Raw genomic sequence first — 24,369 nt, 5'->3', positions numbered from 1 at the left:
AGGAGTAGTTGTATGGCAGCATACAAGGATGAGGCGAGGGGGACATGGTATGTCTCCTTTCACTACAACGATTGGACAGGTAAAAACAAAAGAAAGCTAAAGCGTGGCTTTCGGACGAGAAAGGAGGCATTGGAATATGAGCAGAAGTTTCTGCTGCAGCAGGCAACAAATCTGGATATGAGGTTTGAAGTTTTCTACAAGCTGTATGAGGAAGATTTAAAGCCTAAGCTGAAGCTTAACACATGGCGTACAAAGGATGTCATTTTTCAGAAGAAGCTGATTCCATATTTCAAGGAAAAGAAGATGAATGAAATCAGTCCTGCGGATATTATCAAATGGCAGAATGAGATGATCAAGAAGAGACAGGCAGACGGTAAGCCCTATAAGCCGACTTATCTGAAAACAATGCAGTCAGAGCTGTCAGCCATATTTAATCATGCGGTACGCTTTTACAATCTGAGAGAAAATCCTGTAAAGAAGGCTGGGACGATAGGTAAAGGCAAAGCTGATGAGATGGATTTCTGGACAAAAGAAGAATATCTCAAGTTCATAGAATGTGTAAAAGACAAGCCAATATCTTATTATGCATTCCAGATTCTTTACTGGTGCGGAATAAGGGAAGGTGAACTGCTTGCCCTGACACCAGCAGATATTGATTTTGAGAATAAGAAACTTCATATCACAAAGTCTTATCAGTATATCAATGGTGAAGATATCATCACAGATCCTAAGACGGAAAAGAGCAGAAGGGATGTTGTAATACCTGATTTTCTGGTAGAAGAGTTAAGACAGTTTATCGGAATGTTGTATGGATATGGCAGAGATGACAGAATATTTCAGATTACGAAGTCATATCTGCATCACGAGATGAGCAGGGGAGCGAAAGCGGCAGGAGTAAAGAGAATAAGAATTCATGATCTCAGGCATTCGCACATTTCTTTACTTATCCGCCTGGGTTTTTCAGCGGTAGCCATTGGAAACAGGGTTGGACATGAGAGCCAGACGATCACATTTCATTATGCACATATGTTTCCTACCGAGCAGATTGAGATGGCTGATAAGCTTAATGAAGAATTTGTGCCAAGTACAGGGAATGGAGGTGATGTTCAGTGAGTGGAGTTCATAAGAATCCGACAATCAGTTTTCGCATATCAGACTATGAAAGGCGTGAAATTGAAGCAAGAATCAAGGCAAGTGGAATGATGAAGAAAACATTTTTTACAAGATGCTGTATCTATGGTCGAATCTGTGTTGTAGGTAAGAAAGAAACAGTATATATGCTTGTGCAGAAGCTTGAGAAGATGCAGGCAGATATTCACAAAATGTATGATGAAATCATACAAACAGGACAGATAAAAGAAAAAGAATCACCGGTTGATGGTGGAATTTATACAGATATTGAGGAACTGCAGCATGACTATCTTGCTATGATAAAAGCGGTTGTGGATATGCTGGATGGTGCAAAATACCTCTGGCAGAAATAGTGGCTTTCCTGACGGCAATCGGGAAAGCCACGGCAGATAACAAAAGCGGGCTTCTGTTACCAAAACACCAATTAAAGTATAACAGCAGCCCACTTTTGAGACAATGATTATTTACGAAAGTGAGGCAGACAGTGGAAACAAATACAGAATTAAAAATGATACACCTCTCTGAGGTTGAATCACAGCAGATTAAATGGCTGTGGTATCCATTTATTCCTTATGGAAAGCTGTCAATAGTGCAGGGAGATCCAGGTGATGGAAAATCTACGCTGATTCTTAACATTGCGGCAAAGCTATCAAGGGGAGAATGTATAGATGAAAATATGAATATTACTGAGCCTGTAAATGTAATATATCAGACGGCAGAAGACGGACTTGCGGATACAGTCAAGCCGAGGCTTGAAGCAGCAAATGCAGACTGCAGCAGAATATCAATCATAGATGAGTCTGATAAGAGTGTGAGTATGACGGATGACAGGATAGAGGAAGCTATAAAAAGAGAAAATGCGAAGTTGTGCATCTTTGATCCGATACAGGCTTATCTTGGCGGGGATACTGATATGAACCGGGCAAATGAAGCCAGAGAAATGACGAAGAAGCTTGGAGGTATTGCTGAAAGAACAGGCTGTGCCATTGTTCTTATCGGTCATATGAATAAAGGCTCAGGAGCAAAGGCTGCTTATCGGGGAATGGGTTCTATTGATTTCTTTGCTGTTGCAAGGAGTGTAATGCTTGTCGGCAGAATAGAAGGGCAGAGTAATCTCAGGGCAATGATACAGATAAAGAATAATCTTGCAGCATTTGGTCATCCGAAAGCATTTGAACTGGCAGAGGATGGATTTCATTGGTTAGGTGATTATGAAATTACCGCTGATGAAGTACTGGGTGGTATGGTTCCTAAAGCAAGCAAACTTGAGATGGCAAAGCAGTTTTTAAGGGAACAGGCAGAAAAAACACAGAAGATTTTAAGCACAGAGGTTATAGAGCTTGCAGCACAGGAAGGAATATCGAAAAGAACACTTGAGACAGCCAAGAAGGAACTAAAGATAAAGGCTGAGCGTTGCAATAATAACTGGTATTGGAATTTGAGAGCATAAAAACTAACATCGCAACATTGCAAAGTGTCAGGTTTTGCAATCTTGAAGATTGCAAGGTTGCAAAATATATAGACCTTGCGATGTTGCGGTCTTTAAAAGAAAGGACAATTACGATGACATTATTTGAAGAATTAGGTGTTGAATATAAAGAAGTGGATGGGATTTTATATCCTCTTTTATCTGTAGATGAAGCAGAATACAATCTTACGGATATAGGAAAATATGGTCGGATGTGGCTTAGATATATGGAAGAAAGTAAAACTTCTGAGTATCGTCATATGGCACGAATGGGACAGCTTAGAAAGCAGGCAGAAGCAGTAAATGAAGAAGCATATGAGCGATTGGACAATATTGAAGCAGCATGGTTGAAAAAGCATATGACGGGTAAAAAGAAAACATTTATGGAGCAGCTGTATTTGCGAAATCAGGCAAGAGCGATGGCAGAAGAAATCGTGATAAATGAGATTGTGTTTAAGTGCAGATGAGGTTTAAAAGGCTGATGCCAAAACCCTCGGAGAGCCCCCGCAGTTTTGTCAGTATGACGAAACTGCTAGGGGGTTATCATCTATGGCAGAGCCAAGATGATAACTGTATCTCTCCGACAGAAAAATACGAATAAGAAAGGACAAAATGCCTATGGGAAATGTATCATACTCTGCTCATATAAGCAATGGCAAGAGTGCGATAACAAGTAAAAAAGCACTTGCAGGAGTTGCAAAGCATAACCTGCGTAAATATAAATCCGCAGATTACAGCTCAGATAATATCAGGCTGATTTATGGAACAACAGATTTGTTTCAGGATGTTAAGAGGGTATATCACAGAGAATTTGATGATGTGGTAAAGGAATATAACAGCAGACAGAAAAGAGAAGACAGAAAGATAAAGGACTACTTTGAACATGTTGCAGGTCTTAATCAGGATATGGCAGTTGAGATTATCTTTCAATGCGGGGACAAGAAATACTGGGAAGAACATTGGAAAAATAAAGATTATATGTCTGAAGTATTTGATTATATTCTTGACTGCCTGCAAAAGCTACTGCCGGAGTTCAAGATTGCGAATGCAGTCATACACTTTGATGAAGCCAGTCCGCATATGCATGTGGTAGGCGTTCCGGTATGGGAAGGAGCAAAGCGTGGCTTATCTAAGAAAGTATCAAAAAGAAATGTGTTTACACCACAAACATTATCTGTAATTCTTCAGGATAAACTGCGGGATGAGGCAAGCTATGGTTTTGAATGTTATTTCAAGGAACAGCTAGCAGAGAAGAAAAAGGGTCGTAACAATGACTTGTCTGTGACAGAATATAAGGTAGCACAGGAAAGGAAGAAACTTGCAGATATAAAGCAGCAGAACAATGAGGAGCAGGAGAAAAACACTAAACTGAGAAGCAATAACGCAAGCATATCATATCAGATTGCTACACAGGAACAACGCCATAGCAGAAATCTGGATGTTATAGCTGCTGATGAGGACAGGCTGGAGACAGTCAGGAGTAGTATTAATGCAGCAGAAACGGAATATGCAAAATATGAAGATATGATTACGGATAAAAAGAATAATCTGGAAATTCTTTCTTCTAAGGAAAGTGAACTGATTGAAAGAACAAAAATTGCAGAGAATGTATATGATATGTTCCGACAGGGTGGAACTGATGATGTCAGGGAGAAGCTTATTGATGTAATGTATGAGAACCAGAAGCTTAGAGAGGAAAATGCGACATTAAAGGAACTGTTGGAAAAGGCGTATGAGTTTATGAAGCAGTTTGTGATCGATGGGGTTAATCTGCTGGAGAGGTTCCTGGAGAGCGTGGGGAAGGTGGTTGGAAAGATAAGGTGATCTTTGATATAATATGATGCAAATTAAGAGAACTCATAATTAATTAAGAAAAGAGCTTGATAGAAGAAGAAAAGTGTGATAATATTATCATGGAGTACGAAAATATGTTCGAGGAATAAGCAGAGATGAAAATAAGCTATAAGAAATTATGGAAGTTATTAATTGATCGGGATATGATGAAAAAAGATTTAGCAAAGGAGGCAGGGATAAGCACAGCCTCAATTGCTAAATTAGGAAGAAATGAAAATGTGAATACTGATATTTTGCTTCGCATTTGTGTTGCTTTAAAATGTGAAATAAGTGATATATTAGAAATTGTTGTTGATGAATAAAGGAGAATGCTCATGAAAACACCTCATTTAGTACAATATCAGGGAAGTAAGAGAATTATAGCCCCAGAAATAGTTAAATTTTTTCCAACAACATTTGATAGACTCATTGAGCCATTCGCAGGTACATGTGCCATTACAATTTTATCCGCTGCACAAGGACTATGCGATGAATTTTGGATTAATGATATTAATCAACCTCTTGTAAATCTTATGGAAGAATGTATAAACAATCCTTTAAAATTAATTGATGAATATGAAAATATATGGAATGGACAATTTGCTGAAGGAGAAAATAATATAGACTATTTCTATAAAATTAGAGAAGAATTTAATAAAGGTAAGAAAGATTCAGCTAGGATGCTTTTTTTATTAGCAAGGGTAGTAAAGGGTGCGGTGAGATACAATTCTAATGGAGAATTAAATCAGTCGTGTGATAAAAGACGTTATGGAACAAAACCGAATGTTATTGCCAATAATGCATTAGCAATATCTGGATTGTTAAAAGATAAAGCCTCATTTTCGAATTTAGATTATAAAGATGTATTATCTAGAGCACAAAAAGGAGACTTGATTTATATGGATCCTCCTTATCAGGGAACTTCAAAAAGAGACAATACTAGAGATAATAGATATATTCAGGGCGTAGAATTTGATGAGTTTGTAGAACAGCTAAGAGAATTGAATGATAGAGATATAGATTATATAGTTAGTTATGATGGTAAAACAGGTGATAAATTTATTGGAAAAACTTTACCTAAATCATTAGAATTAACACATGTTTATATAAACGCCGGGTTATCAGCACAGGCAACACTTAATGGCAAAAATGAAATTACATATGAGTCATTATACGCTAGCAAAAATTTAATAAAAAGGCAAAAAAAATATGAACAAATGAAATTGTGTTTTGCATAAAGGAGAAAAATAATATGGATTTACCACAGGATTTTATAAATGTTTTAAATGCAGTAACAAAAAAGAGGGCAAGGTTTGTAATAGATACGATTCTGGAAAAGGGATATTGTAGTACGGAGGATTTAAAAAATGGAGGATATGAACATGCTCCAAGAGCTGCACGAGATGTAAGAGAATTGGGTATTCCATTGGAAACTTATAAAATAAAAGATTCTACAGGGAAAAGTATTGCAGCTTATAGATTTGGAGATTGGGAAGAAGCAAAGAGAAAAAATCAGTTATCTAAAACATCCGGAAGAACGCAGCTTACAGAAAAGTTAAAAAATGCATTATTGGAATATTATGGTGCTAAGTGTAATTTATATGGTGAAGAATATCCTGCAAGATTACTTCAACCAGATCATCGCATTCCATATGAAATAGGTGGAGATCCAGAGAATATGATGGATTTAGATCGATTTATGTTGTTATCGCCTTCAGCAAATAGAGATAAATCTTGGGCATGTGAGCATTGTGAGAACTGGATTAAGAAAGATATAAGTATGTGTAAGAAGTGTTATTATGCATATCCGGAAAATTACAGTCATATTGCTGGAAAATTAGAGAAAAGAGTTAATGTGATTTTTGATGATAAAGATATGCATTTGTATAACGAATTGCTTAGTCAAGCTAGTGCAAATGGTATTACATGCGAAGAAGAAACAAAAAGAATGATTGCATATTATCAGAAAATGTTAAAAATGCGAGGTGATAAAAAGTAAAATGCAAGAAAAATATTGGAATTATATGGTTCAAATAAAAGCGTGGACTTTTTATTTGGATATATATGCAGAAGATTCGTATAAATGGGATAGAAGAATTAATATATATGGAGCAATTGCGTCATCATCGAGTATAGCGGCATGGACAATATGGCGAAATTGGTCATTTATATGGGCAGCGATTATAGCAATATCGCAAGTGCTTACTGCAATAAAACAATATTTGCCATTTGGAAGAAGGTTAAAATATCTTCAACCATTTATTGAAGATATGAAGTTGCTTTATTTAAAAATGGAGTATGATTGGTATAAGGTTGCAGCAGGTGAATTATCAGAAACTGAAATTAATGGATTGTTATATTCATATAAAAAGGAATATTCAGGCATTGAAAGTAAATATTTAAAAGAAGAAATCTTAGTTGAAAATGTTAAATATAAAAATAAAGCTGACATAAAAACAGAAGGATATTTTAAAAATAATTTTTAGGAGGTAAATAGAATGGCAGATAAAACAAATCAGTCACCAGAAACACAAAAGAGAGGATTTTCATTACCAATAACATCTGTAAAACCACCAATGCCACCAGTTAAGGAACCTAAAAAAGAAAATGATAAGAAGTAAAGGAAGAATAAATGAGAAAAGCATTATGTGTAGGAATTGATAGCTATCAAAATATAGATGATTTGCATGGATGTGTGAACGATGCTAATGCTGTCAAAGCAGCTCTAGAGCGTAATGGTGATGGAACATTAAACTTTGATGTAAAGATTATGTGTTCAACAAGTGAAAATTCATATATTAATAGGGGAGAATTACGTGATGCGGTGGAGGAATTATTTAAGAGCGATTCGGAAATAGCAGTTTTTTATTTTTCAGGACATGGATCTATTGATAGTCTTGGAGGGTATTTATGTACCAGTGAGGTCAATAGACCAGATGATGGACTTTCGTTAAATGACATTATGGGGTTTGTTGCAACTTCGAAGGCTCACAATAAGGTAGTAATTCTTGATAGTTGCTTTAGTGGAGATATTGCTAATAAGACCGAAATGCCAAATTTTTCAGTCATACATAATGGAACGACATTATTGGCTGCCTGTGGAACGACAGAGTATTCTACGGAGAAAGATGGTCATGGAGTATATACATCATTATTAGTTGAGGCGTTATATGGAGGTGCAATGAATTTGTTGGGAGAAGTCTCTCCGGGAAGTATTTATTCGTATATAGATAGATCCTTGGGAGGATGGGAACCACGACCAGTATTTAAAGCAAATATCAATGGTTTTGTATCATTAAGAAGGAATACACCTCCGATTTCAATATTTGAATTGCAGAAGATAACAGAAATATTTAAATCAAAATATGATGAGTATCATCTTGATCCTACATATGAACCGGATAAACATGAGGCAGATATAAAAGAGGTAAATAAGGATCATGAGGCGATTTTTTCAACATTGCAGAAGTATGTAAAATTAAATTTAGTTGTACCTGTTGGAGAGGAACATATGTATTATGCTGCAATACATCATAAGGCATGTAAGCTGACTACACAGGGACAGCATTATTGGAACCTTGTAAAGAAAAACACTATATAAATAAAGGAGATTATTATGAGAATTAATGTATTTATACCACACAGATGGAATTATAATGATTATGAGGAGATAAGTGCTTTATTAGATAGAACCAAATATAATGTGAGAGATTATTCGGTACCAAGTACATCACCATTTGATAGCATTGATAGTAGATACAATGTTGATCCACAAATAAAAAGGCAGATACGATATGCTAGTGTAATTGTATGCTCTAATCGACCTGCAAATAGTAATGGTATGTCAATTGAGGAAATTAAATTTGCTATTGAGATAGGAAAACCAGTTGTTGCGGTAAAGATAACAAATAGCACAGCCTCGGATTTGATAAGTTTGAATGTTCCTGTTATTTCAAATAGGAAAGACTCATTAGAAAATTGGATAAGTCAAAATGTATAATATTGTGTTAAGTATGATCCGCATTGCAGATAATATTAAAAACAATAATATAAAGCTTTCGTATATTAAGAGGAGATAATATGGGAAATAGTTATCTAGACGTATTAGAACGAATAGCAAATGCACTGGAGCAACAGAATGGGATACCAATATGGGAAATATTAATTAATATAATTCCTTGGATAGGGGTTATTATACCAATAGTTGTATTGTTTATAGAGCGTGGGGAAACTAAACGACCATATGTTGAAGTGTCATTTGAACTTGTGCGGAGCACAATGGCCTGCTTAGTAATAAGAAATGTAGGTAGGGTTCCAGCAGAGTTAAAGTCTATGACTTTTAATGATTGTTTTATACAACAGTTATCCCCTGAGAAGGCAGAAATATTAAAGAATAAAAATAAAATGAATGTCACAATATTTCCGAATAGATATTGGGTACTCTCTTTAGATAAAAATGTATTTGATGTTATTAAGTTCGAAAATACAAAATTAGAGGTAACATATACTTATTCAAAAATTGGAAAAAGGAAAGAGTATAGTGATTATACAGAAATAGATTTTAAAGAATATAAATCTTTTTTAGTATATTTATCAGAAATAGATGAATTTAAAAATATGGCAGAAAAAAAGCTTAATGATATTACAACCTTATGTGATAATATAAATAAGCAAATGAAGGCATAAAGCATATAAATCTATTTATTTTTGAATTAATATGTGATACCTATATGATACTTAAATTTTTGAAAATATAAAATAATTGTGATAAAAGGTGAAATAATCGCCATTAAAAGCTCTAGAAATCAAGCTTTCACAGGGAGAATAAGTTTCTCTGCGGGGAGTTTGAATAACGGACATTTGAGCCACAAATCCTTATTTTACTGGAATTGTGGCTCTTTTATTTTACTCCGTGATGTTAATGTGATGTTAAGAATGATGTGCCATTACTTTTCCTACTCAAAATGAGCATTATTCTCGTGATGTGCAGCTTCCTGTAAAAGCGTAATCGAAAACAGTTGCAAATTGAAAGTGCAATAGAATATAGTTGCAAATAGAGTGATAAAATGTGAATTACATTGAAATGGATGTCTGAATATGATAGAATTTGTCACATGGAACCCACGACAGGGGTGGTAGCCTCCCGAGCCGATGAACCGGTTTACCGGAATACATAGGAAGGGAGGTGGCGCCGATGACAGCTTATGAGATCATTTCGATTTTCATTGGGATATTGGCTTTGCTGATGTCCTTTGGCAGCTTGATATTAGCGTTGCTTGCCTTTCTCGACAAGAGAAACAAGCGCAAATAAAAACGCCTACTCTGTCGCAACCAGAGTAGGCGTCTCTTTATAGAGAAATAAGCTCGCTCGGGAAACTCCACCTTTGGAGTGGGGCTCCTGAGAGGCATCCGTTCCCGCGGATGCCTTTCTTTACGATTAATATACCATAATGCTTTGCTAAATTCAAGAAATTATTTGTGCTCTATACCTGCATTATCTAACATCATGGCAAATACATCATATAGTGTTGGGTCGTTGTAAACTCCGAGAGGACGAAGAAAACTATAACGATTTTGATCACAATTCAGAGTAGACGACGGATCTATACGGTTATCTTTGGTGAGGGAAATAACCGCGGTACCACTTTGACTTCCAAATGACCACTTGAAATTATAATTAGTTGTACCGGTAGAATTGTCTGGCCCGATATATGAATAACTGAAAATCTCAAGATTATTCATAATTTTTTTGCCAGTATTCGCAGATCCGTTTAATCTTTTTGGCATAATAAATCATTCCTTTCTTATTTTGTGCTATTGTTGCGAAACTGGTTCAATCGGTCTGCCAGCTTCTGATCTTTATCTGGATAAAGATGTGAGTAGGTGTCCAAAGTAGTCTTTATTGATTCGTGGCCTAGCCGCTCCGCAATCTCCAATGGAGTAAAACCAAGCTCTATCAGCATACTTGCGTGAGAGTGCCGCAGGTCATGTACTCTGATCGGCTTCAGACCAATTCTTTCTGATACTCTTTTCATTTCTTTTTCCAGAGCTGTCTTCTGGAAGTAAAATATCCTGTCACCATTTCCGATACCATATAGCTTGGAAATGTATTCTTGAATATCATCATATAAGAAATCCGGAATGGAAATACATCGTTTGGCCTTTGGTGTCTTAGGCTCCAGGAAGAGCTCCTCACCTTTAATTTTTGCATAGTTCTTATTGATATCAATCCTTTTTGATGAAAGAATGTCTGCAGGTGTGAGTGCCAGAAGTTCTCCGCAACGCATACCGGTATAAAAGAGAATATCAAAAGCAAGCTTCATAGACGATTTGCTGATTGCATTTGAAAACTTCTCATATTCTGCCTGCGTCCAGATGTTCATTTCATCCGCTTTGCTCTTTCCCATACTGCCGGCCGCCCTGCATGGATTGACAGGCAAGCGATAATGAGATACAGCGTAATTCATTATTGCTGATAACTGGTTGTTCACAGTTTTTAAATATGTTTGGGAGAATGGCTTCCCATCATCATCCCGATAGGAGATAAGCTCATTCTGCCATTTTCTGACCTTTATTGTATCAATGTCACAAATCTTTTGCTTTCCAAAGTAGGGGAGCAGCTTCGTATCGATAATAAACCGCTTATTCTCCATTGTTGTAGGTTTCAAGCGGTGCTCCATATCTTCAAGATAATTTGCAACAAGGGAAGAAAAGAGTATGTCGTTTGAACTGCTTTGCTGATCCAGAAAGGACCTCTCATAATCTTTTGCTTCCCTCTGTGTTTTGAACCCTCGTTTACAGATATGCTTCTTTTCCCCAGTCCAGTCGGTGTAATAGAAATTGGCATACCATAGTGTTTTACCACTTTTGAGAGTGTATTTGTATGCTGGCATACAATCACCGCCTTTTTGAAGAGTGTTCTTTGATAAATTTTTTAGTACCATTAGCGACCATTTTATCAGCCTTTTCGATGTCTCCCTCCATATAAGCCCATATAATGTCTAATGTTTTTCTGACACCAAACACATGAGCAGGAGTTAGTGTTGGAGTAATAGTATCAACATAGAAATTTCTATATTCATCGATAGACATATTGAGCCTCTTAATACATAATCGAAGACTTCTTATAATTGCAGGTGGCAATAAAGGATGTGGCTCTACAATCGAAAAGTCTCCGTTTTTCCAATATGTATATTCGTCTAATGTATCAATGCCAGACAAATGCGTATATGCCGACAAAGTTAACAAATGCAACTGTTTATCATACATTTTCTCTTTGCGATTTATTTCTGACATGCTATATAAGTCACAAGCGTATAATCCAAGGCTACCTTCTTGCAGATGCATATGTGACTGACGGCTGATATTGTAAAACTGTTCATCTAAACTCGGCTTGTCAGCCTTTAAAGCGTTCTGCGTTGTAGGAGCTATATTCTTTTTAAATGGAAATTTAATGATTTTCCCCATCTCACCTTCTTTATTGTTATAAATTTTGTTTGTGCAGGGCCTCCTCTGGTACCACTCGAAGGATATTATTTTGCCTCTCGCATAGAAGAATTTGCTGCAACAGATTCTTCGTAACGCTGTTCTTTTAGATATTTTTTCATATCTCCAACGATTATATCCTGATTATCCTCGTTGAGCTGGCGAAAAACATTTATGTATTTTTGTTCTTTGTCAGTAAGATGTGTGGATAAGGATGTGTTGCTATCGCAAGGCGATTCTGGAAGATCAAGAAGATAATTGGCAGAAACATTCAGTGCTCCTGCTATTTTTATAAGCTCATCAACCGAAGGAACTTTGTTTCCCCATAAGAAAGCGTCTGCATCTTCTGAATTGAAACCAGTCGTTTTAGCAAAATCTTGTTGCGAAAGGTTTTTGTCTTTTAAAATGCTTTTCAACTTATCCTTAAAGGTAAGTCCAAATTCTGATGTATCCATTTGATAATTTGAATAATCAATACCGTAATTATCATTTCCAAGTATGTAATCAATTGGAACACCGAATATTTTTGATAATTTTAATAATGTATCATCTGTCAGCGGAACTTTGCCAGATTCGTATTTCGATATAGCAGCATCTTGAACATTTAATAATTTACCCAGTTCAGATTGCTTCATTCTCTTTTCTTCTCGCAATAATTTCAGCCTGTTCATAGAATGACCTCCTTAAATGTATTATAACATTTTCCTAACAGGAAAAGAAGAAACTTTCCTAATCGGAAAAAATTAAAAAAACTATTGACTTTCCTAATAGGAAAATGTAATATTAAAGTACAAACTTTCCTGAGAGGAAAATAGGAGGTGAGCAAATTGCAAAACATCAAGTTAAAGAACATGAGAAAAGAAAAAGGGGAGACGCAAATTGAAGTTGCCAAATTGCTTGGGTTAAAAACAGCTTCAGCCTACAACAAAAAAGAAAATGGAAAAGTCCCAATCACATTAGAAGAGGCTAAAATTCTATCTGCTCATTATAACCAGCCTATAGATATTTTTTGTCAATAAACTTTCCTAACAGGATAATTGAATTATAGACCATGGAGGTGAGTAAGAAAATGGCAAATATAACAGCCAAGACAAGCTCCAACATCTTTTACAAAGCCCGTTGCGAGGCGGCAACACACAATGAACAGTTGCGTCATTTTCGACTTGTTATCCAGATACTTTACAGACACACTGACCTTGAGGTTATCGCCGTCTTAGGTAAAGACAGGGTTTACCAGTTCTGAAAATACATAGTCGCCGGATACAGGAGCAAGCACACCGTCTTTGACATAATAGGCAAGTTCTTTTTCCGTAGCTGTCGGATAGAGCTTAAAGAATGTTTCCAAGAAAGCGGTCATGCAGTGTCTTGTCGGTCAGCTCACAGTACAGCCACGATTCCAGTTTATCCTCTAAGGACAGGAGCTGTTCTTGATATTTTCCCATTGTGATTTCACAGCGGATATGAAGCAGTCCCTTTTCCATCTGGTAATAAATCTTTGGAAACCACACGATTTTTTCTCTTGATCTGCTTTGCAGGTCAGTGAAAAAAACGCTGTCTTTGGTATTTTCCGATTCATACCATTTATTTTCCAGCACCATACGAGCCAGCTTTTGTCTGTGTAGCAACCGCTTGATACGGTTATATCCGTAACGGTAGTAGAGAAAAGCGACCAATGCACTAACACCAGTCGCTATCAGAACCGTAATGGAATTGTAGGCAGTCCAAGTAATTCCACCATGGAGCAGGTTAAAATTTTTCCAGTCGGTAACAAGAAGCTGTCGCAGGTTCAGTAGCAGGAATACCGCAACAAACAGGAGCAACAGCCAGCCGATACAGAAGTGATAGACCAGCGATTTGTCACTGGCACGAATCCTGTTACCTTTAGATTTTTCCATGCTTTCATAAAAACTCCTTTCTTTGGGCATAAGAAAAGCAGTCAATCATATAGACTAACTGCTAGTTATAACTTATTTAAAATGAGAAATTTTTCCATAGTTTTCGTATGAATATTTAAGTATTTGATAAATATCATCTCTAAGGACGTACTGATATTTTCCGGGTATAGTTTCATATGCAGGAAGTAGAATTGCTTTTGATGAAGAACCTCTATTCGGTTTTATCAATACTTGTTTCGCTGGTCTAGATTCTGATTTATGAATCCATTCTGAATTTAACAAAGAAAATCCCATATATGTATCAGAGCTATAATATGGTTCATTTCCGTTTTTTATAAACTTGAGTAATAATTTATAATCATTGGGTGAAAACTGGTCTACTTCTGTCCAAAGCATTTCTAAATTTCTTTTCAATTCTTCGGCTTCTCTCTGTTTACTCTGTTCTTCAATATCTTTTGAATAATTATGATACTGTATTTTTTGTACTAACCAGATTACAAGTTCTATAATCAGAAACCAAATGCAAAACAGAAAAACAGCATATCCTCCTACAGTAAATTTAACCAATAATTTATTGTTTGCAGGTGTTAGATAGTAAGTTATAAATGAAAATACTACTGCAACAACCGTCGGTATTAAATATTTTTCAAGAAATACTTTTAATAAATCTAATATTTTTTCACTCATATATTCATGCCCCTTATCAAAAAATCGTATTGATATAATTATACGATTTTTTAATATCAGAAGCAATCAAAACCTATATACAGACTTATTTCTTCGGTGGTTGCTGTGGAGCATTGTTCTGTGGAATTCCGGCATGAGTGCCTTTGTTCTTCGGAACAATGTCATCTGCCTTTACATACCAGTCCACATTTGCACCACGGTATTTCGCATTGGCTACCGTATCTGCAACAGGATTGATAAGTTCCACTTCGGCATTGTAGTCATAATCCTTTAACGGCATAGTAGCCGGAACAGATACCTGTATCATGCGTCCCTGTGTGTTGCATTTCAAATCGTAGGTACGTTCCTTGATTTCCTCACTGACCGTTCCATCTTCATTCTGTACATGAACCTCACGGTGTAATGCGGAGAACTTTAACACTCCGAAAGTCTTTTCCTTATCAATGACGATTCCATTTGCTAATCTCATAATCTGAATACCCCCTTATTTACTTTCTGCTGGTAACATATCGTCTGCAAGTAAGATGTAATTGACAAATCCACGTTCTCCGATTTTATAGCCATCAGTAGTGATTTGTGGATTGATAAGTTTTACTTTCTGCTCCGGCGAGAAATGTTTTTCGCCTGCTTCGGCAGGAAGCACAACGACAACATCATCGGCTCTTTGCACATCGGAATACAGGTTGTAGCTTCTGGTAATGACAGCCATACGCCCGTTGATTCTCGGCTGTTCCGTAGTATTTTCTCCGGCAAACTCCAAGTTTCCGAATGTCTTTTCCATATTTGGTACGACAAATCTTAATTCCATAATAATTGACCTCTTTTCTTTCTATTTGTAAGTTCTTTCCTGCTGCACTTTGTGTGGAGCTACACTCCCCATGCCCCTAGTAGACTTCACGCTCCCGTAAATCAGAGCTTCACGGGAGCGTGAAGTTGCAAAAAGAGTGGCGACCTTGAACGTTCCACCAACCGCTACCTTACCGCCTTATGATTTCTTTCTACGGCGTTTGAAGTAAAGCATACTGCCAACCTTGACAGGCTCTTTCGGATTGCTCATAAAGTGTGAAGAAGTGGAGGCTGCTCTGAGGACAACGGAGTAGTCACTGGCAAAGTTGCATAGGTTGTTGGATAACAAGCCAATAGAGTATGTGGCAATGGCTTTGTCCGGGGAAATGCAGGCATATTGTGATATTGAGGATGATATGGTTAAGGGAATGTTTGGGACGATTGTGCAAGGGTATTTGAAAAAGGGGTATAACCGAGCTACGGCGGAGATGATGGCTAGGGAGTTTTTTAGGTATGAGAGTTGAAATAGATGTAAATAAAATAACTATAAGAATGTGAAAAAATGTAGTATAATTAATAAAAATATGTGTTGGAGGGAATGATATGCTTTTATATGATTTAATTGAGAAATGTTCTTACAGAGATGAATATCAGAAGGAACATGAACAATGTGAGGATTGCTCATATGGGGACTGTTGTCCACGAGATTGTCAAAGTTGTTTACAGTATGTACATTTTCCTAAAAATGCTCCAGCTCCAAGAAAATATGACTGTATACATATGGCAGATTGCTATTATTGTAAATATGCATATAAATATGCATCTGAAATGGTGTATGGATTAAGCTGCTTTGCTGAAATTCGAGATAAGAAGAAATTGAAGATTATGTCAGTTGGATGCGGACCATGTACAGAATTGGCTGCAGTTGATTATCTTAGAAATGAGGGGGTGCTTAATTATGACCAATTGGACTATAGGGGAATTGATCCATTAGGAGATGTATGGAAACGTATTTGGACTGATATTAAAACGTATTTTGGAGATGGAATCCAGTTTTATCCAAATGATATTTTGCAATTAGTAGATATTATAGTCAAACATAGTTGGGTTCCAGATGTACTGATTTTTCAATATGTATTTTCTGATATGTATAAGCATTCAAACGAAGAAGAGATAATTCAATTTATAAATAAATTGGCTGTTTTTTTAAACTTATATGATGAAAAACCAATATATATATTGTGTAATGATATTAATCTTAGCAAATCTATGGGCGGTGGAAGAGAGTTTTTTGATATTTTAGAGTCAAAAGTTGAGAATCCCAAAATAGTGAGAAAAATGCATTTTGATAATATTAATAGAGATAGACACTATGAGTACGGAGACCAATATAATAGTAATGCACTTGTCTTTAATAATATAACAGATGACATAAGAAACGCATATAACCCATTTGAGAGTTGTGCTAGTGCACAAATACTTATAAAGAAGGAAAAAAGTGATTAAATGATATTAAGTGTAAGTAGAAGAACGGATATTCCTAATTATTATTCGGAATGGTTCTATAATAGAATAAAAGAAGGATTTTTATATGTTCGTAATCCTATGAATGCTCATCAGATAAGTGAAATAAAAATTACTCCAGATGTTGTAGATTGCATAGTGTTTTGGACAAAGAACCCTTTGCCAATGATAAAGAGGTTAGACGAGATAAAAGATTATAATTATTATTTTCAATTCACATTAACGGGATATGGAAATGATGTTGAGATTAATTTGCCAAATAAAAAAACAAAAATGATTCCAGTATTTCAAGAACTATCTGAAAAAATTGGCAAGCAAAAAGTGATTTGGAGATATGATCCTATATTCTTTTCTGATAGATATACGAAAGAATATCATTTGAAGGCATTTAAAAGTATTGCTGAGGCTTTAAGTGGATACACGGAAAAATGCGTGATTAGTTTTGTTGATATATATCCTAAAAATAAAAAAAATATGGATGGATTGTCAAGTTATGAATTAAATGATGATGAGCTGCGGGAATTTGCTGAGAAATTAAGTAAGATAGCTGCGGATAATAATATTAAGATTGGAAGTTGTGCAGAAAAAATAGATTTGGATGAATGTGGTATAATTCATAATTGTTGCATAGATAGAGAATTAATTGAAAAAATTATCGGATGTAAACTTAATGTTGGCAAAGACAAAAATCAGCGTAAAGAATGTGGATGCGTTGAAAGCGTTGAAATAGGTACTTATAATACATGCAAAAATGGATGTGCATATTGCTATGCAAATTATAGTTCAAAAAGTGTAGAAACAAACGCTGCCAAATATGATCCATCGTCACCTCTTCTATGTGGGCAGGTTCAAGAAGATGACAAAATAACGATTAGAAAAGTTGAGTCATTAAAAGAAACACAACTAAGTATTTTTGATATGTGAGTTCATTGTTATAACGTATATTTTTAAGAGTATATCTGGCTTCATTTTGGCTCTAAAAATTTTAGATGAGGTACACAAAAATGCGAAATAAGATGAATATGAAGAATAAAACGTACAAATATGTACCAAGAAACAGCCAGATAAATCTCTCCGCCCAAGAGTTTGAGCTGGATTGCATTAATATTATGAATTTTCTGGGGATAGCCAGATCTATTTCAGAAAAGACGATAGCTGAGGGAAAGAGATTTGTTTCGAGATATTATAGAAATAGACGACTTCGAGAGTTTTTAAAAGAACTGGATTTATCAGAGGGGCATTCTTCTGGCATCCCAACAATACAGGAAGAACTTGAAAAGAATGGCTCACCAAGAGCGGAGTCATTTACGGATGAAGATAGACGAGCTATGAGAATAAGAATTCAAATCCATCTGGCGTTTTTGGAAGCGGATGATCAAGTTTCGCTATCAGATAGCTATGAAAAAGCGGCGAAAAAAGTTATTGTATCATGAGGACTACCTGATAGATGCAGGTGTGCTGAGTGGAATTAAGAAGGCAAATTCGTTGGAATTTATGTTTTTGGAAGTCCGAATGATGGATAAATCTGGAATTGATTGAAGATACAAATTCTGGTCAGGAGCCGCTTGCGATGAAGAAGGAAAAGAAATCAGCAGAAAAATTAGCAGATCCAGTTAATCATACAAATGCTTTTATGTTGTAGTCAATAACTCTTATAATGAAGATGTGGAATGTCACAGAAAATGTCGTAGAAATGTCATAGAAAATGTCACAGAAATTTTGAGAAAAATCAAGTGGCTAAAATCAGAATATTCTAAGAAGAATCCTTCTAAAGAGTGCGTGATTCTTAAAATGATTTTTGAAAAACGAATATTTTAAAGTTAGTTTCAACGAAGTCTCACGAGATTTGAGACTGAGTGAGACTCTATGATATAGCAAAATGCGATAAAAATCGGTATTTGCAGGTGAATTATAAAGTTGTAGTCTCAAGACAGTTTTATTTTTGAAATCGTTTGTTGAGACTAGCATGAGACTGAGGAGGTTCAAAATCATGGGCATAAGCAAAAAGGATTGGAAATTATTTCGAGAAAGATTATCAGGCTGGCAGGAAAATTATATGGAAGGTCTTGTTAAAGAGTATGCAAATTTTCTGAATGATGATAAAAAGCCTGCATCAGAAAATTCTGGGAACTTGAAAAACGGATAAAAGAAGATAAGCGCCATCCGGGTGTTATCATGGAGATGAGTAAATCAGAGGTAATATGGGATATTGTTCGTCTCATTAGACTGAAAGTAATTACATATAATGATTTATCAGACTTTAGTGATGAATTACAGAATGAAGTAAAAAGAATACTTGAGTTGAGCAGGTGATACATATGGAGATTGGTGCAACAAAAGCAGTTCAAGATCGACTAAAAACAACAAAGATTGAAGAAAGCAAAGGCACTTCACTTGTGTTCTGTTGGGACACACATTTGACGAAAATAAAAGGAAGAAATGTCTTGTTTATTGTGAATGCCAGTAATCGTTATACAATAGCAATGACAGATATTGAACCAAGAAACTGGAATTACTATACAATGCATATCCGCAGTATGATTCATGGCGTGATGCAGGAAATGGGATATTCCGAGGATCAGATAGGGCAGTATTTTAAAATGTCAGGCGATACAACTGTAAAAAAACTCATGGTATGAAATCGGTTGGTGGCATTAACAGAATGGTAATGGATGCACAGTATTTTGGTAAGAAGTTGGAGAAAGAAGCAAAGTATCAATGGGAACTTAGTGAGTATCTGAACAGATATATTTGCCAGCCAGAGGGATTTGATGCATATGGATATCCGAGTGAACTTTTTAAATTAGACATGGAACGACTAGGGATAGCTACTAAGAGAAAGCCGGCAAAGGTAATTGATTTTACCAAGTACATAGATACTAATCGCAGTACTAACCATTAGCGCAAAAGAATTGTAAAAGCAATTGTTTGGGCATAAGAAGTTAGTTTGCAATGACAAAAAGCAAGATATATAAAATAATTCGTCGCTAAAAAGGCGACGAAAAAAGCGACGGAAAAGGAGAACATTCATGAGCATAACATTTGAAATAGTCAAATTTAAAAAGCCAACAAAAGATGATTTGTCTAATTTACATATGCTTAATCCTTATGGTTCTATTCCGATATTAGATGATGATGGCGATAGCACGGGATGGAATATTTATATGTTCAGGGCTGATGATAAGGGTATACAGAATATTATAAATAGCAGTTATGCAGTCAAAATGGAACTCCCAGAATGCATTACAGATTATGATAGTTTTTTTGAAGATTTGGGATTCCCTAAAGAGGTAGTAAGGAATGGAGATGTTCGCATTATAAAATCCAATTCCAGATATATTACTATTTCTTATGGTGATAAATCAAAGGAGATAGAAAAAAGCAGGCTTGAAAAATATAAGGTGATGGTTCGAACAAAATGTGTTGTTTTGAAGATTAAGGCTTTATGGAACAGCAGTGAAAATAATCTATATGGTATAGATAAAAAGAAAGCTATAAAGTGTATACCAGATATTGAAAATTATGAATATGTTCCAGTTAATAATAGTATGCTGGCAAAAGCAGAAATTCCCTTCTTGATATTTGAAAGAAACCGGGGAAAATGTTTTATAGAGATGTATTGATAGAATCTAGAGAAAGGAATGCTTTTATGAGCAAAGAATTACAGATAAGAAATAGCACTGTGGATTTTCTAGTTTTCACACGAGATGCAGGAGAAGACGGAATAGAAGTCAGGGTTCAGAATGGCGATGTATGGCTTACGCAGAAAGCAATTTCGCAGCTTTTTGATGTAGATAGAAGTGTGATTACAAAACATCTGAGCAATATTTTTAAAGAGGGAGAATTAGATGAAAATTCAGTTTGTGCAAAATTTGCACAAACTGCGGATGATGGGAAAACATACAATTATAAGTTCTATTCATTAGCAGCTATTATTGCTGTGGGGTATCGAATTAATTCAGAACGGGCAATGCAGTTTAGAACATGGGCAACAAAAGTATTGGATACATTTACAAAGCAGGGTTATGTTCTTGATAAAAGCAGATTGATTAATGGACAGATTTTCGACGAAGATTATTTTGAGCATCTTATTGCTGAGATTCAGGAAATCAGAGCAAGTGAGAGAAGATTTTACCAGAAAATTACAGATATATATGCAACAGCAGTTGATTATGATAAGAATTCACAGATGACAAGAGAGTTTTATGCAACAGTTCAGAATAAGATGCATTATGCAGTTCATGGTAATACAGCGGCAGAAGTGATAGTGGCAAGAGCTGATCATAATAAGGAACATATGGGACTTAAATCATGGAAAAATGCGCCTGATGGTAAAATAGTAAAAACAGATGTGTCAATTGCAAAAAACTACTTGGAAAAAGAAGAACTTGCAGAATTAAATGAGATTGTGACAATGTATCTTGATTATGCAACAAGACAGGCACGAAGACATATTCCTATGACTATGGAAGATTGGAAAACAAAGCTTGACGCATTTCTTAGATTTAATGATGCGGATGTACTTCAGGATAAAGGAAAAGTAACAGCAGCTATTGCAAAGGAATTTGCAGAAAGTGAGTTTGAGAAATACAGAGTTATACAGGATTCACTATATGAAAGTGACTTTGATAAATTGATGAATGATATGGAAAAGAATGATGCTATCCATTAGTACCTCAAAATTTCTAGTTGCAGAAACATCGTCCGGAGATTATAATTTCCATAGGTGGACTTGCAAACCGACAGAATATTATTTTGTGAATCGTAAACAAACCTGCAAGCCACCTGAACTACACACAATAATGAAAACCTGCAATGGTACTGGATTGGTACTAAAAATATGTGAAACGAAAAATAACGTGTGGAAAAGGTGTGAGTTATCAATACGAAATGGTATAGATAACTACGTTAAAATAACCTGAATCAAACCAGATTCTTCTAGTTTGAATAACGGATTAAAATGCTGGAAGCCTGTATTTATGCGGGTTTCCGGCATTTGTTTGTTAGGGCAAGGCCCTGTTGAGCAAAGCTCAACAAATAAACCACTTGCTATGCGAGTGGTTGAAGACGCTTTAGCTTACAGTAAAAAACCTCCAGTGATATAGTAAATGCAGGTTCGCCAACCGCATTTAATCACAGGAGGTATCCATAATGGACAATAATAGTTTATCACATACAAAATGGAACTGTAAGTATCATATTGTATTTGCACCAAAATTTCGTAGAAAAATAATATATGGGAAGTTACGTCAGAACATAGCCAATATATTAAGTGCTTTATGTAAGCGAAAAGGTGTCAAAATAGTGGAGGCAGAAATGTGTCCGGATCATGTTCATATGTTGGTAGAAATTCCGCCAAGTATAAGTGTATCAAGTTTTGTGGGATACTTGAAAGGAAAAAGTACACTAATGATATTTGAGAGGCATGCAAATTTGAAATATAAATTCGGAAATCGTCATTTCTGGTGTAGAGGATATTATGTTGACACAGTTGGAAAGAATGCAAAGAAAATACAGGAGTATATTCAAAATCAATTAAAAGAAGATTTAGAATATGATCAAATGACGTTAAAAGAGTATATAGACCCGTTTACGGGTGAGCCAGTAAAAGCTAACCATTAAATTGAGCCCAAGGGGCTCGGTAAGTAAATGTATTGCGGCTGGCGGCCGATTCAACGAGTCTTTAGACTCAAACGCCGGAAACGAGCCCTTATAGGGCGTGAGCAAACCACCGGCTCAGCCGGTGGTTATGATTTATCAAATGGCTTTAGTTTGGCTCTATTTGAGAACGGAGTGATGATAGGAAAGATAGAACGGACAGGAATAAGGAGGAGATTGCCATGCAATATGCCAGAAAGTTAAGAAAAGGTGACAAGGTAGCAATTGTTAGTTTGTCAAGCGGAATGTTAGGGGAAGAATTTTGCAGTCATAATATAGAAATAGGTGTAAAGAGATTAAAAGAATATGGATTAGAGCCAGTATTTATGTCAAATGCATTAAAAGGTATTGAATACTTAAAGGAGCATCCTGAAGCCAGAGCGAAAGACTTAAAAGATGCTTTTTTAGATGATTCTATTGCAGGGATTATTTGTGCAATAGGTGGTGATGATACATACAGAATTTTGCAATATTTGATGAAAGATGAAGACTTCATTAAAGCGGTACAAAAGAATCCTAAATTATTTACCGGATTTTCGGATACCACGATTAATCATTTAATGTTTCACAAACTTGGGTTATCTACATATTATGGTCCAAATTTTATATGTGACTTAGCAGAGATTTCTGATGAAATGTTGCCATATAGCAAGAAGGCATTTGAAAGCTATATAGAAGGAAATGAATATTGTGAGATTAAATCAAGTGAAATATGGTATCAGGAAAGAACTGATTTTTCAAAAGAGGCAGTTGGGACAGAGAGAATTTCTCATAGAGAAGAACATGGATTTGAATTATTACAGGGGAAAGAATGTTTTGAGGGAAGACTGTTAGGCGGTTGTTTAGAGAGTTTATATGATATTTTAACAACAACGAGATATGAAGATGAAAAAGCAGTATGCGAAAAATATGGATTATTTCCTGATATAGAGGAGTGGAAAGAGAAGATTCTTTTTATAGAAACCTGTGAAGAAAAGCCTGTACCAGAGCAGTTTGAAAAAGAAATTGCTATCCTTAAAGAGAAAGGTGTATTTGATGTTGTTAGTGGAGTTTTGGTTGGAAAACCACAGGATGAAGCATACTACGATGAATATAAAAATATTCTTGTGAAGGTAGTAAATAATCCAGGTTTACCGATTGTTTATAATGTGAATTTTGGACATGCAACTCCAAGATGTACTTTACAGTATGGTGCTATGGCTAGAGTAGATATGAAAAGGAAAATAATAAAATGTGAGGTAATGTAAATATGCTAAGATTAAGACCATACAATAAAAATGATGCAGAAATAATTATGTCATGGATAAAAGACGAGAGCGCTTTTTATAAATGGACAGCAGGAGTTTTAGGGGAATATCCAATTTCTGAGGAGCAATTCAATACAGTAAGTAATCTTATGGCATTTACTGCTATAGATGATAACAATGTAGTGGGATTTTTTACCATGAGAAGACCAAATGAGTTTTTTAATGAATTACGGTTTGGCTTTGTAATCGTTGATTCGAAAAAACGTGGGCGGGGATATGGAAAAAACATGCTGAAATTAGGCTTAAAATATGCTAAAGAAATATTCGGCGTTAATAAAGTTTCATTAGGCGTTTTTGAGAATAATGAATCAGCTTATTATTGCTATAAGGCGATAGGCTTTGAGGATGTATCTCAAGATGAAATAGAAAAGTATACTGTAATGGGAGAAGAATGGAATTGCCTTGAACTGGAAATAAATCTATAAAGTAAGTAAGATTTAAATAATCATGTCTTGGAGGTATGGAGAAATAGCTAACTTGAAAAAGTAAATTCCAGTGCAGAAGTAAATTCCACACTCATTTAAAAGTTCTTGATTTTCTAAGAGTTTTATAAGCTCAAAACGCTTATTTCTGTTATAATAGGAGTAACTTCTTG

Annotated in this window: 31 protein-coding genes and 4 pseudogenes; 26 read left to right on the top strand and 9 right to left on the bottom strand. The window is 35.6% G+C overall.

Annotated features, from left to right (window positions below):
• Nucleotides 1-12: 12 nt before the first annotated feature.
• From ACW6PM_RS05535 to ACW6PM_RS05470, 14 genes are all read left to right on the top strand, one after another.
• Nucleotides 13-1,113 (top strand): site-specific integrase, encoded by a 1,101-nt coding sequence (locus ACW6PM_RS05535; protein WP_456056493.1) that lies wholly within the window; start codon nt 13-15, stop codon nt 1,111-1,113.
• Nucleotides 1,110-1,484: a plasmid mobilization protein gene (locus tag ACW6PM_RS05530; protein ID WP_456056492.1), complete on the top strand. Its 375-nt coding sequence runs from the start codon at nt 1,110-1,112 to the stop codon at nt 1,482-1,484. The genes ACW6PM_RS05535 and ACW6PM_RS05530 overlap by 4 nt, the downstream gene beginning before the upstream one ends.
• Nucleotides 1,485-1,639: 155 nt before the next feature.
• A complete protein-coding gene (locus ACW6PM_RS05525) occupies nt 1,640-2,581 on the top strand; it encodes an AAA family ATPase (protein ID WP_117996564.1) in 942 nt (313 codons plus the stop codon).
• A 113-nt stretch (nt 2,582-2,694) separates the two neighbouring features.
• Complete coding sequence (locus tag ACW6PM_RS05520) at nt 2,695-3,066, top strand: TnpV protein (protein WP_456056491.1); 372 nt, start codon at nt 2,695-2,697, stop codon at nt 3,064-3,066.
• A gap of 151 nt (nt 3,067-3,217) precedes the next feature.
• A complete protein-coding gene (locus tag ACW6PM_RS05515) occupies nt 3,218-4,423 on the top strand; it encodes a plasmid recombination protein (protein WP_456056490.1) in 1,206 nt (401 codons plus the stop codon).
• Between the two features lie 125 nt (nt 4,424-4,548).
• Complete coding sequence (locus ACW6PM_RS05510) at nt 4,549-4,755, top strand: helix-turn-helix domain-containing protein (RefSeq protein WP_109216367.1); 207 nt, start codon at nt 4,549-4,551, stop codon at nt 4,753-4,755.
• Nucleotides 4,756-4,767: 12 nt separating this feature from the next.
• Nucleotides 4,768-5,670 carry a Dam family site-specific DNA-(adenine-N6)-methyltransferase gene (locus ACW6PM_RS05505; protein WP_456056489.1) on the top strand — a complete coding sequence of 301 codons (903 nt, stop codon included), beginning with the start codon at nt 4,768-4,770 and terminating at the stop codon, nt 5,668-5,670.
• Nucleotides 5,671-5,684: 14 nt separating this feature from the next.
• Nucleotides 5,685-6,431, top strand: a complete 747-nt coding sequence (locus ACW6PM_RS05500) for a hypothetical protein (protein WP_456056488.1) — start codon at nt 5,685-5,687, stop codon at nt 6,429-6,431.
• Nucleotide 6,432: 1 nt separating this feature from the next.
• Nucleotides 6,433-6,918: a hypothetical protein gene (locus ACW6PM_RS05495; protein ID WP_456056487.1), complete on the top strand. Its 486-nt coding sequence runs from the start codon at nt 6,433-6,435 to the stop codon at nt 6,916-6,918.
• 12 nt (nt 6,919-6,930) lie between these two features.
• Nucleotides 6,931-7,053, top strand: a complete 123-nt coding sequence (locus ACW6PM_RS05490; RefSeq protein ID WP_456056486.1) for a hypothetical protein — start codon at nt 6,931-6,933, stop codon at nt 7,051-7,053.
• A gap of 11 nt (nt 7,054-7,064) precedes the next feature.
• On the top strand, nt 7,065-8,033 hold the full coding sequence (locus ACW6PM_RS05485; RefSeq protein WP_456056485.1) for a caspase family protein: 969 nt from the start codon (nt 7,065-7,067) through the stop codon (nt 8,031-8,033).
• A 15-nt stretch (nt 8,034-8,048) separates the two neighbouring features.
• A complete protein-coding gene (locus ACW6PM_RS05480) occupies nt 8,049-8,432 on the top strand; it encodes a TIR domain-containing protein (RefSeq protein ID WP_109216372.1) in 384 nt (127 codons plus the stop codon).
• A gap of 80 nt (nt 8,433-8,512) precedes the next feature.
• Nucleotides 8,513-9,118, top strand: a complete 606-nt coding sequence (locus ACW6PM_RS05475) for a hypothetical protein (protein ID WP_456056484.1) — start codon at nt 8,513-8,515, stop codon at nt 9,116-9,118.
• A gap of 508 nt (nt 9,119-9,626) precedes the next feature.
• Nucleotides 9,627-9,743, top strand: coding sequence for a hypothetical protein (locus ACW6PM_RS05470; protein WP_412670819.1), 117 nt, complete (start codon nt 9,627-9,629; stop codon nt 9,741-9,743).
• 161 nt (nt 9,744-9,904) lie between these two features.
• On the opposite strand, the gene ACW6PM_RS05465 is transcribed toward ACW6PM_RS05470, so the two are convergent.
• The 4 genes from ACW6PM_RS05465 to ACW6PM_RS05450 all read right to left on the bottom strand — a co-directional run bounded on the left by ACW6PM_RS05465 (nt 9,905) and on the right by ACW6PM_RS05450 (nt 12,588).
• Nucleotides 9,905-10,219 carry a hypothetical protein gene (locus tag ACW6PM_RS05465; RefSeq protein ID WP_456056483.1) on the bottom strand — a complete coding sequence of 105 codons (315 nt, stop codon included), beginning with the start codon at nt 10,217-10,219 and terminating at the stop codon, nt 9,905-9,907.
• Nucleotides 10,220-10,236: 17 nt separating this feature from the next.
• Complete coding sequence (locus ACW6PM_RS05460; RefSeq protein WP_456056482.1) at nt 10,237-11,325, bottom strand: site-specific integrase; 1,089 nt, start codon at nt 11,323-11,325, stop codon at nt 10,237-10,239.
• Between the two features lie 4 nt (nt 11,326-11,329).
• Nucleotides 11,330-11,899 carry a hypothetical protein gene (locus ACW6PM_RS05455; RefSeq protein ID WP_456056481.1) on the bottom strand — a complete coding sequence of 190 codons (570 nt, stop codon included), beginning with the start codon at nt 11,897-11,899 and terminating at the stop codon, nt 11,330-11,332.
• Nucleotides 11,900-11,964: 65 nt separating this feature from the next.
• Nucleotides 11,965-12,588, bottom strand: coding sequence for a helix-turn-helix domain-containing protein (locus ACW6PM_RS05450; protein WP_456056480.1), 624 nt, complete (start codon nt 12,586-12,588; stop codon nt 11,965-11,967).
• A 156-nt stretch (nt 12,589-12,744) separates the two neighbouring features.
• On the opposite strand from ACW6PM_RS05450, the gene ACW6PM_RS05445 reads away from it, so the two are divergent.
• Nucleotides 12,745-12,936: a helix-turn-helix domain-containing protein gene (locus ACW6PM_RS05445; RefSeq protein WP_456056479.1), complete on the top strand. Its 192-nt coding sequence runs from the start codon at nt 12,745-12,747 to the stop codon at nt 12,934-12,936.
• Nucleotides 12,937-12,959: 23 nt separating this feature from the next.
• Here ACW6PM_RS05445 and ACW6PM_RS05440 read toward each other — a convergent pair.
• The 5 genes and pseudogenes from ACW6PM_RS05440 to ACW6PM_RS05420 form a co-directional block, all read right to left on the bottom strand.
• Nucleotides 12,960-13,271, bottom strand: a pseudogene (locus ACW6PM_RS05440) (conjugal transfer protein); the annotation flags it as partial.
• Nucleotides 13,261-13,812, bottom strand: a pseudogene (locus tag ACW6PM_RS05435) (ATP-binding protein); the annotation flags it as partial. The pseudogenes ACW6PM_RS05435 and ACW6PM_RS05440, both read right to left, overlap by 11 nt.
• A 72-nt stretch (nt 13,813-13,884) precedes the next feature.
• Entirely contained in the window at nt 13,885-14,499 is a 615-nt protein-coding gene (locus tag ACW6PM_RS05430) for a hypothetical protein (protein ID WP_456056478.1), read from the bottom strand.
• A gap of 85 nt (nt 14,500-14,584) precedes the next feature.
• Nucleotides 14,585-14,968, bottom strand: coding sequence for a YdcP family protein (locus ACW6PM_RS05425; protein WP_456056477.1), 384 nt, complete (start codon nt 14,966-14,968; stop codon nt 14,585-14,587).
• Nucleotides 14,969-14,983: 15 nt separating this feature from the next.
• Complete coding sequence (locus tag ACW6PM_RS05420) at nt 14,984-15,307, bottom strand: YdcP family protein (protein WP_456056476.1); 324 nt, start codon at nt 15,305-15,307, stop codon at nt 14,984-14,986.
• Between the two features lie 304 nt (nt 15,308-15,611).
• On the opposite strand from ACW6PM_RS05420, the gene ACW6PM_RS05415 reads away from it, so the two are divergent.
• The 11 genes and pseudogenes from ACW6PM_RS05415 (at nt 15,612) to ACW6PM_RS05365 (ending at nt 24,199) form a co-directional block, all read left to right on the top strand.
• Nucleotides 15,612-15,809: a DUF6061 family protein gene (locus ACW6PM_RS05415; RefSeq protein ID WP_456056475.1), complete on the top strand. Its 198-nt coding sequence runs from the start codon at nt 15,612-15,614 to the stop codon at nt 15,807-15,809.
• A gap of 79 nt (nt 15,810-15,888) precedes the next feature.
• Nucleotides 15,889-16,791, top strand: a complete 903-nt coding sequence (locus ACW6PM_RS05410; RefSeq protein WP_456056474.1) for a hypothetical protein — start codon at nt 15,889-15,891, stop codon at nt 16,789-16,791.
• Nucleotides 16,792-17,733, top strand: a complete 942-nt coding sequence (locus ACW6PM_RS05405) for a DUF1848 domain-containing protein (protein ID WP_346991512.1) — start codon at nt 16,792-16,794, stop codon at nt 17,731-17,733.
• 80 nt (nt 17,734-17,813) lie between these two features.
• Complete coding sequence (locus ACW6PM_RS05400) at nt 17,814-18,242, top strand: hypothetical protein (protein WP_456056473.1); 429 nt, start codon at nt 17,814-17,816, stop codon at nt 18,240-18,242.
• Nucleotides 18,243-18,799: 557 nt separating this feature from the next.
• Nucleotides 18,800-19,122, top strand: a pseudogene (locus tag ACW6PM_RS05395) (hypothetical protein).
• A gap of 5 nt (nt 19,123-19,127) precedes the next feature.
• Nucleotides 19,128-19,711 (top strand): annotated as a pseudogene (locus ACW6PM_RS05390) (DUF6933 domain-containing protein).
• A 127-nt stretch (nt 19,712-19,838) separates the two neighbouring features.
• On the top strand, nt 19,839-20,432 hold the full coding sequence (locus ACW6PM_RS05385; RefSeq protein ID WP_117481630.1) for a hypothetical protein: 594 nt from the start codon (nt 19,839-19,841) through the stop codon (nt 20,430-20,432).
• Between the two features lie 26 nt (nt 20,433-20,458).
• Nucleotides 20,459-21,481 carry a virulence RhuM family protein gene (locus ACW6PM_RS05380; protein WP_456056610.1) on the top strand — a complete coding sequence of 341 codons (1,023 nt, stop codon included), beginning with the start codon at nt 20,459-20,461 and terminating at the stop codon, nt 21,479-21,481.
• A 479-nt stretch (nt 21,482-21,960) separates the two neighbouring features.
• A complete protein-coding gene (gene tnpA / locus ACW6PM_RS05375; protein WP_456056472.1) occupies nt 21,961-22,431 on the top strand; it encodes an IS200/IS605 family transposase in 471 nt (156 codons plus the stop codon).
• A gap of 218 nt (nt 22,432-22,649) precedes the next feature.
• Complete coding sequence (locus tag ACW6PM_RS05370; protein ID WP_456056471.1) at nt 22,650-23,714, top strand: S66 family peptidase; 1,065 nt, start codon at nt 22,650-22,652, stop codon at nt 23,712-23,714.
• A 2-nt stretch (nt 23,715-23,716) separates the two neighbouring features.
• Entirely contained in the window at nt 23,717-24,199 is a 483-nt protein-coding gene (locus tag ACW6PM_RS05365) for a GNAT family N-acetyltransferase (protein WP_456056470.1), read from the top strand.
• The last annotated feature ends 170 nt before the right edge of the window (nt 24,200-24,369 follow it).

The sequence above is a fragment of the Agathobacter sp. genome (assembly GCF_977054825.1).
The sequence above is the reverse complement of the archived record's forward strand: the minus strand, read 5'-3'. Positions and strand labels throughout refer to the sequence as shown.

Excerpts from the sequence above, each read along its gene's own strand:
- ACW6PM_RS05535 (WP_456056493.1), top strand. The coding sequence starts at position 13 with ATGGCAGCATACAAGGATGAGGCGAGGGGGACATGGTATGTCTCCTTT.
- ACW6PM_RS05525 (WP_117996564.1), top strand. The coding sequence starts at position 1,640 with ATGATACACCTCTCTGAGGTTGAATCACAGCAGATTAAATGGCTGTGG.
- ACW6PM_RS05520 (WP_456056491.1), top strand. The coding sequence starts at position 2,695 with ATGACATTATTTGAAGAATTAGGTGTTGAATATAAAGAAGTGGATGGG.
- ACW6PM_RS05515 (WP_456056490.1), top strand. The coding sequence starts at position 3,218 with ATGGGAAATGTATCATACTCTGCTCATATAAGCAATGGCAAGAGTGCG.
- ACW6PM_RS05510 (WP_109216367.1), top strand. The coding sequence starts at position 4,549 with ATGAAAATAAGCTATAAGAAATTATGGAAGTTATTAATTGATCGGGAT.
- ACW6PM_RS05505 (WP_456056489.1), top strand. The coding sequence starts at position 4,768 with ATGAAAACACCTCATTTAGTACAATATCAGGGAAGTAAGAGAATTATA.
- ACW6PM_RS05500 (WP_456056488.1), top strand. The coding sequence starts at position 5,685 with ATGGATTTACCACAGGATTTTATAAATGTTTTAAATGCAGTAACAAAA.
- ACW6PM_RS05495 (WP_456056487.1), top strand. The coding sequence starts at position 6,433 with ATGCAAGAAAAATATTGGAATTATATGGTTCAAATAAAAGCGTGGACT.
- ACW6PM_RS05490 (WP_456056486.1), top strand. The coding sequence starts at position 6,931 with ATGGCAGATAAAACAAATCAGTCACCAGAAACACAAAAGAGAGGATTT.
- ACW6PM_RS05485 (WP_456056485.1), top strand. The coding sequence starts at position 7,065 with ATGAGAAAAGCATTATGTGTAGGAATTGATAGCTATCAAAATATAGAT.
- ACW6PM_RS05480 (WP_109216372.1), top strand. The coding sequence starts at position 8,049 with ATGAGAATTAATGTATTTATACCACACAGATGGAATTATAATGATTAT.
- ACW6PM_RS05475 (WP_456056484.1), top strand. The coding sequence starts at position 8,513 with ATGGGAAATAGTTATCTAGACGTATTAGAACGAATAGCAAATGCACTG.
- ACW6PM_RS05470 (WP_412670819.1), top strand. The coding sequence starts at position 9,627 with ATGACAGCTTATGAGATCATTTCGATTTTCATTGGGATATTGGCTTTG.
- ACW6PM_RS05465 (WP_456056483.1), bottom strand. The coding sequence starts at position 10,219 with ATGCCAAAAAGATTAAACGGATCTGCGAATACTGGCAAAAAAATTATG.
- ACW6PM_RS05460 (WP_456056482.1), bottom strand. The coding sequence starts at position 11,325 with ATGCCAGCATACAAATACACTCTCAAAAGTGGTAAAACACTATGGTAT.
- ACW6PM_RS05455 (WP_456056481.1), bottom strand. The coding sequence starts at position 11,899 with ATGGGGAAAATCATTAAATTTCCATTTAAAAAGAATATAGCTCCTACA.
- ACW6PM_RS05450 (WP_456056480.1), bottom strand. The coding sequence starts at position 12,588 with ATGAACAGGCTGAAATTATTGCGAGAAGAAAAGAGAATGAAGCAATCT.
- ACW6PM_RS05430 (WP_456056478.1), bottom strand. The coding sequence starts at position 14,499 with ATGAGTGAAAAAATATTAGATTTATTAAAAGTATTTCTTGAAAAATAT.
- ACW6PM_RS05425 (WP_456056477.1), bottom strand. The coding sequence starts at position 14,968 with ATGAGATTAGCAAATGGAATCGTCATTGATAAGGAAAAGACTTTCGGA.
- ACW6PM_RS05420 (WP_456056476.1), bottom strand. The coding sequence starts at position 15,307 with ATGGAATTAAGATTTGTCGTACCAAATATGGAAAAGACATTCGGAAAC.
- ACW6PM_RS05410 (WP_456056474.1), top strand. The coding sequence starts at position 15,889 with ATGCTTTTATATGATTTAATTGAGAAATGTTCTTACAGAGATGAATAT.
- ACW6PM_RS05405 (WP_346991512.1), top strand. The coding sequence starts at position 16,792 with ATGATATTAAGTGTAAGTAGAAGAACGGATATTCCTAATTATTATTCG.
- ACW6PM_RS05400 (WP_456056473.1), top strand. The coding sequence starts at position 17,814 with ATGCGAAATAAGATGAATATGAAGAATAAAACGTACAAATATGTACCA.
- ACW6PM_RS05385 (WP_117481630.1), top strand. The coding sequence starts at position 19,839 with ATGAGCATAACATTTGAAATAGTCAAATTTAAAAAGCCAACAAAAGAT.
- ACW6PM_RS05380 (WP_456056610.1), top strand. The coding sequence starts at position 20,459 with ATGAGCAAAGAATTACAGATAAGAAATAGCACTGTGGATTTTCTAGTT.
- tnpA (WP_456056472.1), top strand. The coding sequence starts at position 21,961 with ATGGACAATAATAGTTTATCACATACAAAATGGAACTGTAAGTATCAT.
- ACW6PM_RS05370 (WP_456056471.1), top strand. The coding sequence starts at position 22,650 with ATGCAATATGCCAGAAAGTTAAGAAAAGGTGACAAGGTAGCAATTGTT.
- ACW6PM_RS05365 (WP_456056470.1), top strand. The coding sequence starts at position 23,717 with ATGCTAAGATTAAGACCATACAATAAAAATGATGCAGAAATAATTATG.